This window comes from Arthrobacter sp. MA-N2, assembly GCF_000517125.1.
In the GTDB taxonomy this organism is placed as follows: domain Bacteria; phylum Actinomycetota; class Actinomycetes; order Actinomycetales; family Micrococcaceae; genus Arthrobacter; species Arthrobacter methylotrophus.
This window is the reverse complement of sequence record NZ_KI912155.1, coordinates 2,205,232-2,218,418: the sequence shown is the minus strand read 5'-3', so window position 1 is coordinate 2,218,418 and position 13,187 is coordinate 2,205,232. Positions and strand designations below refer to the sequence as shown.

Genomic DNA, 13,187 nt, shown 5'->3' with positions numbered 1-13,187 from the left:
CAATGGTAACCCAACGCACGCCCCAGTTTGGTCCTAGGGAGTTTGGAACGGCGTTGCGTAGCGGAAGGTGCCGCTGGCGCCGTCGGGCCAGGCTTTGAGGGGCAACAGCTGGAAATGGTCTCCCCACGCGGGCTCGGGCGCCGTCACCCCCAGCTCGCGGGCGGGAAGGTATCCGAAGTGCGGATAGTACTCAGTGCTGCCCAACAGCGCGATTCCCGGCTCGCCCGCGTCCTCGGCCCGGCGGGCGGTTTCCCGCAGGAGCGCAGACCCGATGCCGCGTCGCTGCAGGTGCGGCTGCACACTGATCGGGCCCAGTCCCAGGAGCGGGAGATCGCCGTCCCGGCCTGGGCTACGGATCCAAGCGCGGGTGCTGATGACGTGCCCCACGATCTCCCCGCCGATCTCGGCCACGATGCTGAACTCCGGGAGGTACCCATCGCAGTGGAACAGTTCCTGCAGCAGCTTTACCTCCGCCGGGCTCCCTTCGACCGGCAGTCCGGTGACCGGGCTGATCGAGAATGCGCTGGCTGTCAGCTCCAACACTTCCCCGCGGTCGGCCGGCGTTTCCGTCCGCAACACGACGCCTTGGCCCAGCAGTTCCAGAACCTGCATCGCGTGCCCGCGCTGTGCCGAAGGAACCAAGAGGTGGTCGTGATGGAATCCGGCCAGGACGTTGCAGCTGATACCGGCTGCCGTGAGAGCGGAACTGACGGCGGCGGTGAGTCCCACTGCTTCCAGCGCAGAGTGAACCTGAAGAGTGATCCATGCCGCGACGAAATCGTAGGACAACCCCAAGCGCTCGGCTTCCTCGCGGCGCAACACCACGGTGAGGCCCTCCGCTTCGCGGACAGCGGCTTCGACGCCGCCCTCAAGGGCCTTGCCGTGTGGCCATAGCGCGTAGACGTAGTCACCGTCGCGTGCTATGGGGTGCATGGATCTCAGGAGGGTCGTCAGATCGCTTTCGCCAGCCATACTGCCAAGTCTAAGACACCCCCTCGCGGCCGGGCCGGCCGCGAGACTCCGGCAATTAAACGCCGACGGCGGCCGCCTCCTGCGTGGGAAGCGGCCGCCGTCGGCGGGACTGCTTGGCGTTTGCTACTTGGCGTCAGCGGTGACCGGGGCCTTGGCCGGCTCAGCGGCCGGGGCGGGTGCGGCAGCCGGTTTGGGGGCCGGGGTGGCCGCTGCCACGAAGGCTCCGCGCGGGTTGTCGAGATCCAGCAGTTGGGTGGTGTCGCGGCCCATGATCATGCCGAGAAGCCAGTTGAAGATCACGCGGACCTTGCGCTCACCGGTCGGAATGGCCAGGCCGTGGTACCCGCGGTGCGCCAACCAGGCGAGGCCGCCCTTGAGGCCGATACGGCCCAGGATGTTGATGTTGGCAACACCCTTCCATTCGCCGAAGCCGGCAACCGCACCGAGGTTCTTGTGCTTGTAGTCGGACATGGGCTTGTCCCAGCGGGAGGCCCACAGGTTCTTGGCGAGACGCTTGGCCTGGCGCAGTGCGTGCTGTGCGTTCGGGACGCAGGTACCGTCGGGCAGGCCACTTCCGGTGAGGTCCGGAACGGCAGCAATGTCGCCGGCCGCCCACGCGTTGTCGATGATGCCCTCGTCACCTGCGATACGCAGGTCCGGGAGAACACGGACCCGGCCGCGGGGCTCGAGCGGGAAGTCGGTGGAGCGGATCATCGGGTTGGCTTGCACGCCTGCAGTCCACACAAGGGTGTCGGCTTCGAATTCCTGTGCAGGGGTCTTGTCCGGCAGGTTGATGAGCTTGAGGCTACCCTCGGCGTTGTCCAGGGAGGTGTTGAGGAGGACCTCGATGCCACGGCTGCGCAGGTGTCCGACTACCCACTCGGCTTGGGCTGCAGTGACCTCGGGCATGATGCGGCCCATGGCCTCGACAAGGACGAAGCGGACTTCTTCCTGGCGGATGCGCGAGTTGTTCTTCACGGCAGCGCGGGCAAGGTCTTCCATCTCGGTGATGCACTCGATACCGGCGAATCCGCCACCTACAACCACGAAAGTCAGGGCCTTGGCGCGCTCAGCGGCGTCCGTCATGGTGGACGCGACCTCGATGCGTTCAAGGACCTTGTTACGCAGAGCCACTGCTTCTTCGATGGTCTTCAGACCGATGCCTTCGTCAGCCAGGCCCTTGATGGGGAAGGTGCGGGTAATGGCGCCGGCGGCAACCACGACGTCGAAGTAGGGGATCTCGAAGGGATCTCCACCGTCGGCCGGAGCAACAACGGCGGTGCGGTTCTGGTGGTCGATGCTGGTAACGCGGCCCTGGATGAGTTCCGTCTGCTTGAGGTGCTGGCGATGGGAGACGACGGCGTGGCGTGCCTCGATGTTGCCGCCGGCCACTTCGGGAAGGAAGGGCTGGTACGTCATGTAGGGAAGGGGATCGACGACGGTAACGATTCCGCCGGCATTAGCGATCTTCTTCTGCAGCTTGAGTGCTACGTACAGGCCGACGTATCCGCCGCCGACAACGAGAACACGGGGACGGTCAATGAGCTCAGGGGTGGTTGCCATAAGACTAGGGTACAGCACCTTGTGAAAATCTTCACTAACTAGATTCCGAGGCCTCCCACGGCGTGGGACGCTACTTCCTGGTACCCGGATCGACAACCTCGACACCGGAGGTCCGGGGTTCCTTACGAAGCCCGTGGGAAATCCGGTAAGCGCGCGTCAAGTGGATCGAGGCACCCGCAATAATCCCCGCGAACAGCAGCCCAAAGCCAAGGACCACTGTTGCCGGAACGGCCGTATCGGCCTCGGTTGGCGTCTTCGCGACAGGAACCGTGGGGTCCGCCAATGCGGCCGGGGGGCTGCTCGGTTTGGCGCTTGGACTAGGTGTGGGGTTGCTGAGGTCGCCGCGGCGATGGACCCGGATCCAGTCCGCGATGGACCCCTCCGGATTGCTCGTGGCCTCGGGAACATCGGCCGTGAGCGCCGCCTCGGCGTTGAGGATCCCGTAGCCGTAAATGGGATCCTTGCCGGCCACTCCGGCATCCTCCGCGGTGGACACAATCCGGTTGATGACCTGCTTGGCGCTCATATCCGGCCATTTCGATCGGATGAGTGCCGCAACTCCCGAGACAATCGGCGCGGAGCCGGACGTGCCGGCCCAATCTTCGTAGCTTCCCCCGGGGAGTCCACCCACCAGATTTTCCGCCGGGGCCGAAACGCCGATGCTGATCCCCTGCGAAGAAGCGTCGACGCTGGCCGTACCGTTCCGGTCAAGACCTGCCACGGTCAAGACCCCCGGAATGGTGGCAGGTGCGCCCACTTGGACATTTCCGCCGATCCGATTGCCTGCAGCGGCCACGATCACCACGTCCTTCTGTTCGGCATAGAGGAACGCCGCGTCCCAGCTCTGGGGCCAATCAGGGGAAGTACTGCCGAGGGAAATATTGATGACCTTGGCCCCATTGTCCACCGCCCATCGAACGGCTTCGGGAATCTGTTCCTGGTCCGTCTTTCCCGCCGGGTTCGGCGAGCCGAGCCATGCGGAAACGGACAAAATCTCGGCTTCGGGGGCAACGCCGACGATTCCGTCCGGACCGACGCCGGAAGCGGGCGAGGGAGAAGCCGACGCCGATGCGTCGGCTGAAGCGTGTCCGCGCCCGGCCAACAGCGTAGCGACGAGGGTCCCGTGTTCCGGTTTGGCCCCGATGCTCTTTTGTCCGTCCGGATCGCCGGCGCCGGAAGCGTCAGTTCCGCCGACCACCGCACCCTTGAGATCCGGGTGTTGCCCATCCACCCCGCTGTCGATGATGGCCACTTTCACGCCCGCGCCCTTGGATACCTGCCAAGCGGCGGAAATGCCGTAATCGTTGAGCCAGTATTCCTTGTCCCGCCAGGAGTCCGCGGACGCCGCTTGCGCAGTGAGCAGGGTCCCTGCCAGGCTTCCCCCGGCGAGCATGGCGGCCAGCGTGGCCGACGCGGCTCGGCGGCGCCAGCGGTGTTGCAGCGTCATCAGCGAATACTCAGGGCGATGCCGTCGAGGATGTCATGTTCGCTGGAAACAGCCTCGCTGATGGAGCCATCTCCGAGCTCAGCCACGCGCTGAAGGATGCGGCGCCACACGAGTGCTCCGGCCCCGATGACATCGACACGTCCCGGATGCATGTAGGGCAGCCGGGCACGCTCTTCGCGGCTCATTTCCAGTAGGCTCGTGGCCGCGTCGCTGATGGTCGCCAAGTCAAGGCTGGCACCGTGGATCAGCGCGGGATCGTACTCATTCAGGCCCAGGGCATGCGCCGTGATCGTGGTGATGGAGCCCGCAACGCCCACGACGGCGGTGGCCTGGCCAAGCGGGACCGTGCGGCTCGCGAGGTCAATGGCTGCGTCGACGTCGGCTTCCGCTGCGGCGATCTGCTCCGCCGTCGGAGGATCGTTGCGGAGGTGCCGTTCGGTCAGCCGAACGCAGCCGATATCAACGGATTTGGCGGCGATGACCCCGTCGGAGTCGCCCAGGACGAACTCAGTGCTTCCACCTCCAAGGTCCACGACAAGCACCGGGTCCTTGCCGCGAGACGGCAACACGCTGCTTGCGCCCGCGAAGGATAAAGCGGCTTCCTCGTCGCCGGAAATGACCTCGGGTTCAACGCCCAGCAGATCCCGGATTCCGTCAACGAAGACGTCCCGGTTGCGGGCGTCGCGGCTCGCGGAGGTGGCCACGAAGCGGACCCTCCCGGCTCCATGATGGCGGATCATCTCGGCGTAGTCGCTGGTGGCCGCAAAGGTGCGCTCAAGGGCGTCCGGGGCGAGCTCGCCGGTCGCGTCCACTCCCTGTCCCAGGCGCACCACGCGCATCTCACGGACAACATCATGCAATGGGGATCCTGCATCGATACCGTTGGAATCCGCGATCAGGAGGCGGATCGAATTGGTGCCACAATCGATGGCAGCTACCCGGCTCATGCGTCGCGCTCCCCCACGATTGATTCGTCCAGCGGCTGTGTTGCCGAAGAGGACTTGGATTTGCGGACCGGCGCGGGACGGCCCACGATGTCCGGCAGGCCCTGCGGCCCGTGACGGCTGAGGTCTCTGGACGGTACCTCTCCAGCGCTGTCCCACGCACCGTCGCAGTAGCAGCGGTCCGCGGTCCACCATTCACTGATCGCCTCGATGGCCTCGTCGCCGAGCGGATTGACCCCGGGGCCAGCGGCCAAGGAATGGCCAACCAGGACGTGCAGGCACTTGACGCGGGTGGGCATGCCTCCGGCAGAGACGCCTGCGATCTCGGGGACTTCTCCGGTTCCGGCACGTCCGGCGATCTCGTCACGGGCCCGGAGATAGGCTTCGTGGGCGTCCCGGTATGCCGCGGCCAACGGTTCCTCGGCCGTGAGCCGTTCGTTCATCTCATTCATGAGCCCACCGGCTTCAAGCCTTGACACAGCGGCGGTGATGACGGGGTGGGTCAAGTAGAACGTCGTGGGAAACGGGGTGCCGTTGCTCAGCCGAGGCGCGGTGGCGGCGACGAGCGGGTTGCCACACACACAGCGCGCCGGGATTTCGACGACGTCGCGCACCGGCCGTCCCAGCTGCCGGCTAAGGATTTCAAGATCGTGTGCTGATGGCTTGCGGGACTCCTGCGATGCAGGTGCCGAGTTGTTCTCCACTGGCGCTGCCATCCTTCCTGCCCTGTTTGGCCGCACCCTTCCGGGCGCGACGGCGGCGGGCACCGCGTCTAGTCTGTTGCCGAGCGCCTGATGGATTCCCACAGCCCATCTACCCAAGGCAGATTGCTCGGGCTTCCGGAAGCTCCTGAGCCGGTGCTTCCGCCCGGTGTGCCGGCGGGAACATCTCCACCAAACACCCAGTAGCCTGCTTCACCCGGCATAACCATGTTAATGCGGTCCCGGGCCTGTTGTTTCACATAGTTGGGGTCCTGCCACCGTGTGATCTGCTTCTCAAGGCTGGCTTGCTCGGTCTTTTTGCTCGCGATGTCGGCTTCCAGTCCGGAGATTTCCGCCTTTTTCTCCAACCAGATTTTGACCGTGGGCGCGAGCATGATGGTGATCGCGATCATCACCACGGCGAGGGCAATCATGCGGCCGGAGAAGGCCTTTGCCGGTACCGGGCGGGCGCTTTTGTGGCTGTCGCCCGGATTCGAATGTCCTGGCTTCGGCGCCGGAGATCCAGCCTTAGCGGCAGGCTGTCCTTTGTTTTGCGCGCCGCCGTTCCGTGTGCTGTCTTCGGCGCTGGCATTGGACGCCGAGCTGGAGCGCGCGTGCGCCGGAGTCTCCGGCTGCGCACGGGTTGGATTGCGGGGCTCACCGAAGTCGGCACGGATAACGTGACCGCCGTCGGGGTTCTTTTGGGGCGAGCGGCCCAGGGCATCTGCCCGGGGGACCTTGGGGCGGCGGGTGGCCATGACACTCCTGTAATGCCTGGTGCTTGCCTGGCGGGTTGCTGCGCGTTGCGTGCCTCACGGAGCCTGCGGTTGCCGAAGTGCTCGCACATTTCGTTAAACAGAACCGGTGGCTATGGTCTTTCCACCATAGCCACCGGCCAGCTGTTTCAGCGGATACTAGCCCTTGAAACGCGGAAAGGCGCTCCGGCCGGCGTAGCGTGCGGCGTCGTCGAGTTCTTCTTCGATGCGCAGCAGCTGGTTGTACTTGGCAACACGCTCGGAGCGGGCCGGGGCACCGGTCTTGATCTGGCCGGCGTTGGTGGCAACGGCGATGTCAGCAATGGTGGTGTCTTCGGTTTCGCCGGAGCGGTGCGAGGTGATGGTGGTGTAGCCGGAGCGCTGGGCCAAGGAAACGGCGTCCAGGGTTTCGGTCAGCGAACCGATCTGGTTGACCTTGACGAGCAAGGAGTTGGCCGTAGCCGAGTCGATGCCCTGCTGCAGCCGGACCGGGTTGGTCACGAAGAGGTCGTCGCCAACCAGCTGGACCTTGTCGCCGATGGAGTCGGTGAGGGTCTTCCAGCCTTCCCAGTCGTTTTCGTCCAGCGGGTCTTCGATGGAGACCAGCGGGTAATCGGCAACGAGTTCGGCGTAGTAGGCGCTCATCTCGGTGGCCGAGAGTGCCTTGCCTTCGAACTGGTAGGCGCCGTCCTTGTAGAACTCGGAGGAGGCGACGTCCAGTGCCAGGGCGATGTCCTTGCCCGGGGTGTAGCCGGCGTTCTTGATGGCTTCCTGGATCAGGTCCAGTGCGGCGCGGTTGGACGGCAGGTTCGGTGCGAAGCCACCCTCGTCACCGAGACCGGTGGAGAGGCCCTTGGCCTGTAGGACGGACTTGAGGTTGTGGTACACCTCAACGCCCCAGCGCAGGCCTTCGGAGAAGGTCTCGGCACCGATCGGGACAATCATGAATTCCTGGATGTCCACGTCGGAGTCGGCGTGGGAGCCGCCGTTGAGGATGTTCATCAGCGGGACGGGCAGGACGTGGGCGTTCGGGCCACCGAGGTACTTGTACAGGGGAAGGTCTGCGGACGCAGCAGCTGCGTTGGCCACGGCGAGGGAAACGCCGAGGATGGCGTTAGCGCCGAGCTTGCCCTTGTTCGGGGTCCCATCGAGATCGATCATGGCCTGGTCGATGCTGCGCTGGTCCGTGGCGTCGAAGCCGATCAGGGCCGGGGCGATTTCATCGATAACGGCGTCAACGGCCTTCTGGACGCCCTTGCCGAGGTAACGGCCCTTGTCGCCGTCGCGCAGTTCAACGGCTTCGTGCTCGCCGGTGGAAGCGCCGGAGGGAACTGCCGCGCGGCCGATCTGGCCATCGGAAAGCAGAACTTCAACTTCTACTGTCGGGTTTCCGCGGGAGTCAAGGATCTCGCGGGCGTGGATGGCATCGATAAGCGCCATGGACTGCTCCTTATGGTGAAGCGATTTACTGGGAATCTTGAGGGAAATTCTCGACGTCCTCGTCGCCACTAGCCTAGTCGAGACCGGCCAACGTTACGGAACAGCGTCGGGCTCCTCACGTTTTGTGGCTTCTCCGTCGCGTCCCTGGTAGCGGCGGACGGCGCCGCGCAAGGCCCGTTCGGCGTCGAGCCCCTTCTCCCGTGAGCCCGCGACGACGGCAAGCAGCAAGTCTCCAAGCGCAGCTTCCGAGTCGGGAACCTCCGCCGCCGCAACGGGGCGGCCACCGCGTTCCGCACCACCCGAGCGCGCCGCGCGCTCGGCACGGTCAAGGGACTTTTGCGCCAGGGCGAGGGCCGGCAGGTGGGGTGGAATGCCCTCGAAAGGATCCGAGCGTTCAGGTTTTTCTGCCTTCTTCACGGCATCCCACTTTTCGACGATCTCCTCCACGGTGGCCGGGAAGGAATCCTGCAAGCTTCCGTCCGGCCTGAAGACATGGGGATTGCGCCGCACCATCTTTTCCGTAATGGTCCGGGCGACGTCGTCGAAGGTGAACTGTCCGCGTTCCTCGGCGAGCCGGGCGTGCAGCACCACTTGAAGCAGCACATCGCCCAGCTCGCTACGGAGTTCGTCGGCAGTATCGGAACCGGACGCGCCGGCCTCGATCGAGTCGACCACCTCGTACGCTTCCTCGATCAGGTACTCCACCAAGGATTCGTGGGTCAGCGCACCCATCCACGGACAGTGCTCCCGCAACGAGGCAATTTTCCCCAGCAGCTCCCCAACCTCGCAAGCTCGGCCGGGGACCCCTGCAGGCGTCTGGTTAGCCAAGGTTGGCGTAGGCGTCGTTGATGTACTCCACCAGGGCTTCCTTTTCGTCGAGCGGTAGGAACGAAGACTCGGCAGCGTTCAGGGTCAGCTCCAGGAGATCGTCGAGATCATAATCGAAGGTCTCCACGAGAAGTTCGAACTCGTCGGTGAGCGTCACGCCGCTCATGAGCCGGTTGTCCGTATTGATGGTGACGTTGAAGCCGAGCTGGTAGAGCATGTCCAGCGGGTGGTTCTCGATGCCTTCGCCGAAATTCGCGATCGCTCCGGTCTGCAGATTGGACGAAGGGCAGATTTCCAGCGCAATGCCACGATCGCGGACCCAACCAGCCACTTCACCCAACGTGACCATGCCAACGGTATCCTCGGCGTCGTCGGCGGCTTCTTCGCCCTCGGCGTCCTCGAAGTCCACGGTGATGTCCTCCGCGATACGCACGCCGTGGCCCAAGCGCAGGGCACGTCCGTCCACAAGGGCGGACTGGATGCTTTCCAGTCCTGCTGCCTCGCCGGCGTGCACGGTAGCCGGGAAGTTGTGCTGGGCCAGGTAGGTGAACGCATCCTTGAAACGGGAGGGCAAGAAGCCGTCTTCGGCTCCGGCGATGTCGAAACCGACGGCCCCGTTGTAGCGGTGACGCACGGCGAGCTCAGCGATTTCCTGGCCGCGGTCAGCGTGGCGCATCGCCGTGATGAGCTGACCCACCTGGATCTGGCGGCCGGACTCCTCCACGGCGTCCACGCCGGCGTCGAGCCCTTCCTGGACGGCATCCACAACCTCGTCCAGGGTGAGACCCTTCTGGAGATGCTGCTCAGGTGCCCAACGGATCTCGCCGTACACGACTCCGTCGTCAGCCAGGTCCTCAACGAACTCCTTGGCAACCCGCGCCAGGCCTTCCTTGGTCTGCATGACGGCGATCGTGTGATCAAAGGTCTCGAGGTAGCGGACCAAAGAACCGGAATCGGCCGACTCACGGAACCACTGGCCCAGCGCTACGGGATCCGTCGAAGGCAGTGTGTGGCCGACGGCCTCCGCCAGCTCGATGATGGTAGCCGGGCGAAGTCCCCCGTCCAGATGGTCGTGAAGGGAAACCTTCGGCAGGCTCTTCAGGTCGAAGTCAAGGGCAGGGGCGGCATCAACAATGGGGTCAGTCACCCCTCAACTCTAGGGGGACGGAAGGTGCTTAGCCAGCGCGCTTCGAGCGCTCGACGCCGGCCGTCGCGTTGACGGCGGCATCTGCATCTTCCGCGGTAGCCGCTTCCGCGGGAGCCGCTTCCTTCTTTTCGGCGTCTTTCTTTTCGAGGTGCTTGTGCCACCAACGCAGCGTGTGGTCGACGATCACACCGAGCACCACAGCGAATGCCACGGCAATTCCGACTCCCAGGAGCGGATTGTTGTGCACCCAGTGGCCGGCTAGTGAGCCGACCCCGATCGAATACCCCACCCAGGTGAAGCAGGCGAAGGCATCCAGCCAGAAGAAGGTCTTGTGGCGAAATCCTGTCTGTCCAGCCACGTAGTTCACCGCCACACGGCCCCAGGGGATATACCGTGCGGTGAAGATAAGGACTGCGCCGCGCTTGTCCAGTTCGTAGTGGGCCCAAGCGAACATCTTCTGGACCTTCGGCTTGCGCATCCATTTCCAACGGTCCAAACCGATCTTGCGGCCAAGGATGTAGGCCATGTTGTCACCGGCCATGGCCCCGACAAGCGCGGTAGCGCCGAGGAGCCACAGATTGGGCTCGCCCCGGTGCATTGCCAGGGCCGAGAGCCCGACGATCGCGGTTTCACTCGGAAGGATCGTGGCAAAGCCGTCAATGAAGAAGAAGACCAGGAGGACCGGATAGATCCACGGTTGCCCGGCGGCGTGCTCGAGCATGTGGTTCATGAATTCCACGCAGGCATTGCTCCTCAAGGAAAGTCACACGGTTTGGTGACATAGGTCGCTATCCAGTGTCCCACGGCCGGAGCGTCGTTCGCTACGCCCCGGCCGGAGAGGAACACAACTTAACGCTAGTCCGGAAGACCCGGCCAAGGCATCCTCCCCGGGATGGATCTTCCCGTACGGACGGTTCATACCCAGGGAGGAGACATCGCCGCCCCAGGTTTACGATCCCGCCTACTGGACCGGTTCCCCTTCGGGTTCGCCCGCTTCTTCGTCCACTTCCGTGGTGGGCGTTGCACCGCGGAGTTTGCTGATGATCCGGTCCACGATGAGGCCCAGGATGACTGCCGCGACGATCGCGATGATTGCCCCGAGCAGGTGATTGTGTTCGAACCACTGGCCGAAGAACAAACCGATAGCCACGGAGTAACTGGCCCACAGGACGGCAGACACGGCCGTGAGCGCCACGAACATGCCGTGTGAGAAATGCGTGGCACCGGCCGTGAGATTGACCGCCACACGGCCGATGGGAATGAAACGGGCCACAATGATCAGTGACGCGGCCCGGCGTCGAAGTTCCCGTCCAGCCCACCGGAAGGCCCCTTGCATCCTTTGGGAACGCATCCACCTCCAGCGCCGGACACCTATTCGGCGGCCGATCAAGTAGGCAATATTGTCCCCCGTGAAAGCCCCCAGCGCTCCCACGAGAATCAGCAGCCACGCACTCGGCACCCCCGTCGTCGCGGAAACGGCCGCGAGCCCCACCACCACCGACTCGCTGGGGATAGGCGGGAAGAAACCGTCGATCACGCAGCAGGCAAAGACCAGAAGCAAGACCCAGGGCTGCCCGGCTGCGGCGAGGATGAAGTCGTTGATGGCTTGCACAGTCTGCCCAACGAACGGCGGTGGGGATTGTCTCCCCGACGTCCGAAAATGCGCGGGAGACCCGCCTAGGAGATCCGGTCGATGATGAGCCGTTGCGCCGGCCGTGAGCCTTCCGGCGCGATGAGCACGGCTTCTTCCAAGGCTTCCTTGGCTCTTTCGAATCTTTCCGGCGTGTCGCTCAGCAGAGTCATGAGGGGCTCCCCCGCCCGCACCAAGGCGCCCGGCTTGACATGCATCCGCACCCCCGCACCGGCCTGGACGATATCCTCCTTCCGAGCCCGTCCCGCACCGAGGCGCCACGCAGCCACACCCACGGACAAAGCGTCCAGCTCCACCAGGACGCCGTCGGCCGGAACCGGGATGATCTCGGATTCCCTGGCCACGGGCAGGGCGGCACGCGGATCGCCCCCTTGGGCTGTGATCATGCGGTTCCAGACGTCCATCGCGCGGCCATCCTTGAGGGCGGCCGCGGGATCGGCGTCGTGCACTCCAGCGCAGGCGAGCATCTCCTCGGCGAGCCTGATCGTCAGTTCGACGACGTCTTCCGGACCGCCGCCGGCCAGCACCTCTACCGATTCCTCCACCTCGATGGCATTGCCCGCGGTCAGGCCCAGCGGAGTGCTCATATTGGTCAGCAGGGCCACCGTGTTGACACCCGCATCCTTGCCCAGCGCCACCATGGTTTCCGCCAGTTCGCGGGCGCGGGCTTCGTCCTTCATGAACGCCCCCGAGCCCACCTTCACGTCAAGCACCAAGGATCCTGTGCCCTCGGCGATCTTCTTGCTCATGATGGACGAGGCAATCAGCGGAATGGCTTCCACCGTGCCCGTCACGTCCCGGAGGGCGTATAGTTTCTTGTCCGCCGGAGCCAAGCCCGTGCCGGCAGCGCAGATCACCGCCCCCACGTCCTGCAGCTGCGCCAGGATTTCCGCATTGCTTAGGTTCGCCCGCCAACCGGGAATCGATTCGAGCTTGTCGAGGGTGCCCCCGGTGTGGCCCAGTCCCCTGCCGGAAAGCTGGGGAACCGCCACACCGAAGACGGCCACCAAGGGCGCCAGTGGAAGCGTGATCTTGTCCCCGACGCCCCCGGTGGAGTGCTTGTCGGTGGTGGCTTTCACGCCGCCGTCGGGCCGCCGAAGGCTGGAGAAGTCCATCCGCTCACCCGAGGCGATCATCGCCGCGGTCCAGCGCGAGATCTCGGCACGGTCCATCCCATTGAGCAGGATGGCCATGTTCAGGGCCGCCATCTGCTCGTCTGCGATGACACCACGGGTGTAGGCATCGATGGTCCAGTCGATCTGTTCCGGGCTCAAGGTGCCCTTGTCCCGCTTGATGCTGATGATCTGAACGGCATCAAACGCCTCAGTCTGTGTCACCGGTTCTCCTTCAGGTTGTCGGGACCGAAGGCATCGGGCAGCACTTGGTCCATGGTCTTGATGCCTTGCGTTGTCATGAGCTGCATGCCGGGTGCCCGGAATTCATACAGCAATTGCCTGCAGCGTCCACACGGCATGAGGACATTGCCCTTCGCGTCGACGCAATAGAAGGCCCGTAGCCTGCCGCCGCCACCCATATGGAGATCTCCCACCAGGGCGCACTCGGCGCACAGCGTGAGACCATAGCTGGCGTTCTCCACGTTGCAGCCACTGACGATCCGGCCGTCCTCGGTGAGGGCTGCAGCCCCCACCGGGAACTTCGAATACGGAGCGTAGGCCTTCTCCATGGCGGCAACCGCGGCAGCCTCGAGGGCAGCCCAGTCCACGTCGGTATCCGTGATG

The 13,187-nt window shown here is 64.6% G+C and carries 13 protein-coding genes; all 13 read right to left on the bottom strand.

What is annotated here, in order from left to right; translation table 11 throughout:
* Nucleotides 1–33: 33 nt before the first annotated feature.
* The 13 genes from A3M3_RS0111095 to A3M3_RS0111035 all read right to left on the bottom strand — a co-directional run bounded on the left by A3M3_RS0111095 (nucleotide 34) and on the right by A3M3_RS0111035 (nucleotide 13,186).
* Nucleotides 34–972, bottom strand: a complete 939-nt coding sequence (locus A3M3_RS0111095) for an N-acetyltransferase (RefSeq protein WP_028266383.1) — start codon at nucleotides 970–972, stop codon at nucleotides 34–36.
* Nucleotides 973–1,095: 123 nt separating this feature from the next.
* Complete coding sequence (locus tag A3M3_RS0111090; protein WP_028266382.1) at nucleotides 1,096–2,535, bottom strand: NAD(P)/FAD-dependent oxidoreductase; 1,440 nt, start codon at nucleotides 2,533–2,535, stop codon at nucleotides 1,096–1,098.
* Nucleotides 2,536–2,605: 70 nt separating this feature from the next.
* The gene (locus tag A3M3_RS0111085) at nucleotides 2,606–3,982 is read right to left on the bottom strand and encodes a S8 family serine peptidase (protein ID WP_028266381.1); all 1,377 of its coding nucleotides are present in this window, start codon (nucleotides 3,980–3,982) and stop codon (nucleotides 2,606–2,608) included.
* Nucleotides 3,982–4,929 carry a Ppx/GppA phosphatase family protein gene (locus A3M3_RS0111080; protein WP_028266380.1) on the bottom strand — a complete coding sequence of 316 codons (948 nt, stop codon included), beginning with the start codon at nucleotides 4,927–4,929 and terminating at the stop codon, nucleotides 3,982–3,984. Before A3M3_RS0111080 ends, A3M3_RS0111085 begins: the two co-directional genes overlap by 1 nt.
* The gene (locus A3M3_RS24755) at nucleotides 4,926–5,642 is read right to left on the bottom strand and encodes a DUF501 domain-containing protein (RefSeq protein WP_051423122.1); all 717 of its coding nucleotides are present in this window, start codon (nucleotides 5,640–5,642) and stop codon (nucleotides 4,926–4,928) included. Before A3M3_RS24755 ends, A3M3_RS0111080 begins: the two co-directional genes overlap by 4 nt.
* Before the next feature lie 56 nt (nucleotides 5,643–5,698).
* Nucleotides 5,699–6,385: an FtsB family cell division protein gene (locus A3M3_RS0111070; RefSeq protein WP_028266379.1), complete on the bottom strand. Its 687-nt coding sequence runs from the start codon at nucleotides 6,383–6,385 to the stop codon at nucleotides 5,699–5,701.
* Between the two features lie 156 nt (nucleotides 6,386–6,541).
* On the bottom strand, nucleotides 6,542–7,822 hold the full coding sequence (gene eno / locus A3M3_RS0111065; RefSeq protein WP_028266378.1) for a phosphopyruvate hydratase: 1,281 nt from the start codon (nucleotides 7,820–7,822) through the stop codon (nucleotides 6,542–6,544).
* Between the two features lie 93 nt (nucleotides 7,823–7,915).
* Nucleotides 7,916–8,554 carry a MazG nucleotide pyrophosphohydrolase domain-containing protein gene (locus tag A3M3_RS24750; protein WP_035741637.1) on the bottom strand — a complete coding sequence of 213 codons (639 nt, stop codon included), beginning with the start codon at nucleotides 8,552–8,554 and terminating at the stop codon, nucleotides 7,916–7,918.
* Between the two features lie 88 nt (nucleotides 8,555–8,642).
* The gene (locus A3M3_RS0111055; RefSeq protein ID WP_028266377.1) at nucleotides 8,643–9,797 is read right to left on the bottom strand and encodes an adenosine deaminase; all 1,155 of its coding nucleotides are present in this window, start codon (nucleotides 9,795–9,797) and stop codon (nucleotides 8,643–8,645) included.
* A 28-nt stretch (nucleotides 9,798–9,825) separates the two neighbouring features.
* Complete coding sequence (locus tag A3M3_RS0111050) at nucleotides 9,826–10,518, bottom strand: DedA family protein (RefSeq protein WP_035742720.1); 693 nt, start codon at nucleotides 10,516–10,518, stop codon at nucleotides 9,826–9,828.
* A 240-nt stretch (nucleotides 10,519–10,758) separates the two neighbouring features.
* Nucleotides 10,759–11,409, bottom strand: a complete 651-nt coding sequence (locus tag A3M3_RS0111045) for a DedA family protein (protein WP_028266375.1) — start codon at nucleotides 11,407–11,409, stop codon at nucleotides 10,759–10,761.
* A 65-nt stretch (nucleotides 11,410–11,474) separates the two neighbouring features.
* A complete protein-coding gene (locus A3M3_RS0111040; RefSeq protein ID WP_028266374.1) occupies nucleotides 11,475–12,785 on the bottom strand; it encodes a thymidine phosphorylase in 1,311 nt (436 codons plus the stop codon).
* Complete coding sequence (locus A3M3_RS0111035; RefSeq protein WP_028266373.1) at nucleotides 12,782–13,186, bottom strand: cytidine deaminase; 405 nt, start codon at nucleotides 13,184–13,186, stop codon at nucleotides 12,782–12,784. The genes A3M3_RS0111040 and A3M3_RS0111035 overlap by 4 nt, the downstream gene beginning before the upstream one ends.
* Nucleotide 13,187 lies beyond the last annotated feature (1 nt).

What these genes read in the sequence shown, in the direction of transcription:
- A3M3_RS0111095 (WP_028266383.1), bottom strand. Translation starts at nt 972, where the DNA reads ATGGCTGGCGAAAGCGATCTGACGACCCTCCTGAGATCCATGCACCCC.
- A3M3_RS0111090 (WP_028266382.1), bottom strand. Translation starts at nt 2,535, where the DNA reads ATGGCAACCACCCCTGAGCTCATTGACCGTCCCCGTGTTCTCGTTGTC.
- A3M3_RS0111085 (WP_028266381.1), bottom strand. Translation starts at nt 3,982, where the DNA reads ATGACGCTGCAACACCGCTGGCGCCGCCGAGCCGCGTCGGCCACGCTG.
- A3M3_RS0111080 (WP_028266380.1), bottom strand. Translation starts at nt 4,929, where the DNA reads ATGAGCCGGGTAGCTGCCATCGATTGTGGCACCAATTCGATCCGCCTC.
- A3M3_RS24755 (WP_051423122.1), bottom strand. Translation starts at nt 5,642, where the DNA reads ATGGCAGCGCCAGTGGAGAACAACTCGGCACCTGCATCGCAGGAGTCC.
- A3M3_RS0111070 (WP_028266379.1), bottom strand. Translation starts at nt 6,385, where the DNA reads ATGGCCACCCGCCGCCCCAAGGTCCCCCGGGCAGATGCCCTGGGCCGC.
- eno (WP_028266378.1), bottom strand. Translation starts at nt 7,822, where the DNA reads ATGGCGCTTATCGATGCCATCCACGCCCGCGAGATCCTTGACTCCCGC.
- A3M3_RS24750 (WP_035741637.1), bottom strand. Translation starts at nt 8,554, where the DNA reads ATGGGTGCGCTGACCCACGAATCCTTGGTGGAGTACCTGATCGAGGAA.
- A3M3_RS0111050 (WP_035742720.1), bottom strand. Translation starts at nt 10,518, where the DNA reads ATGCTCGAGCACGCCGCCGGGCAACCGTGGATCTATCCGGTCCTCCTG.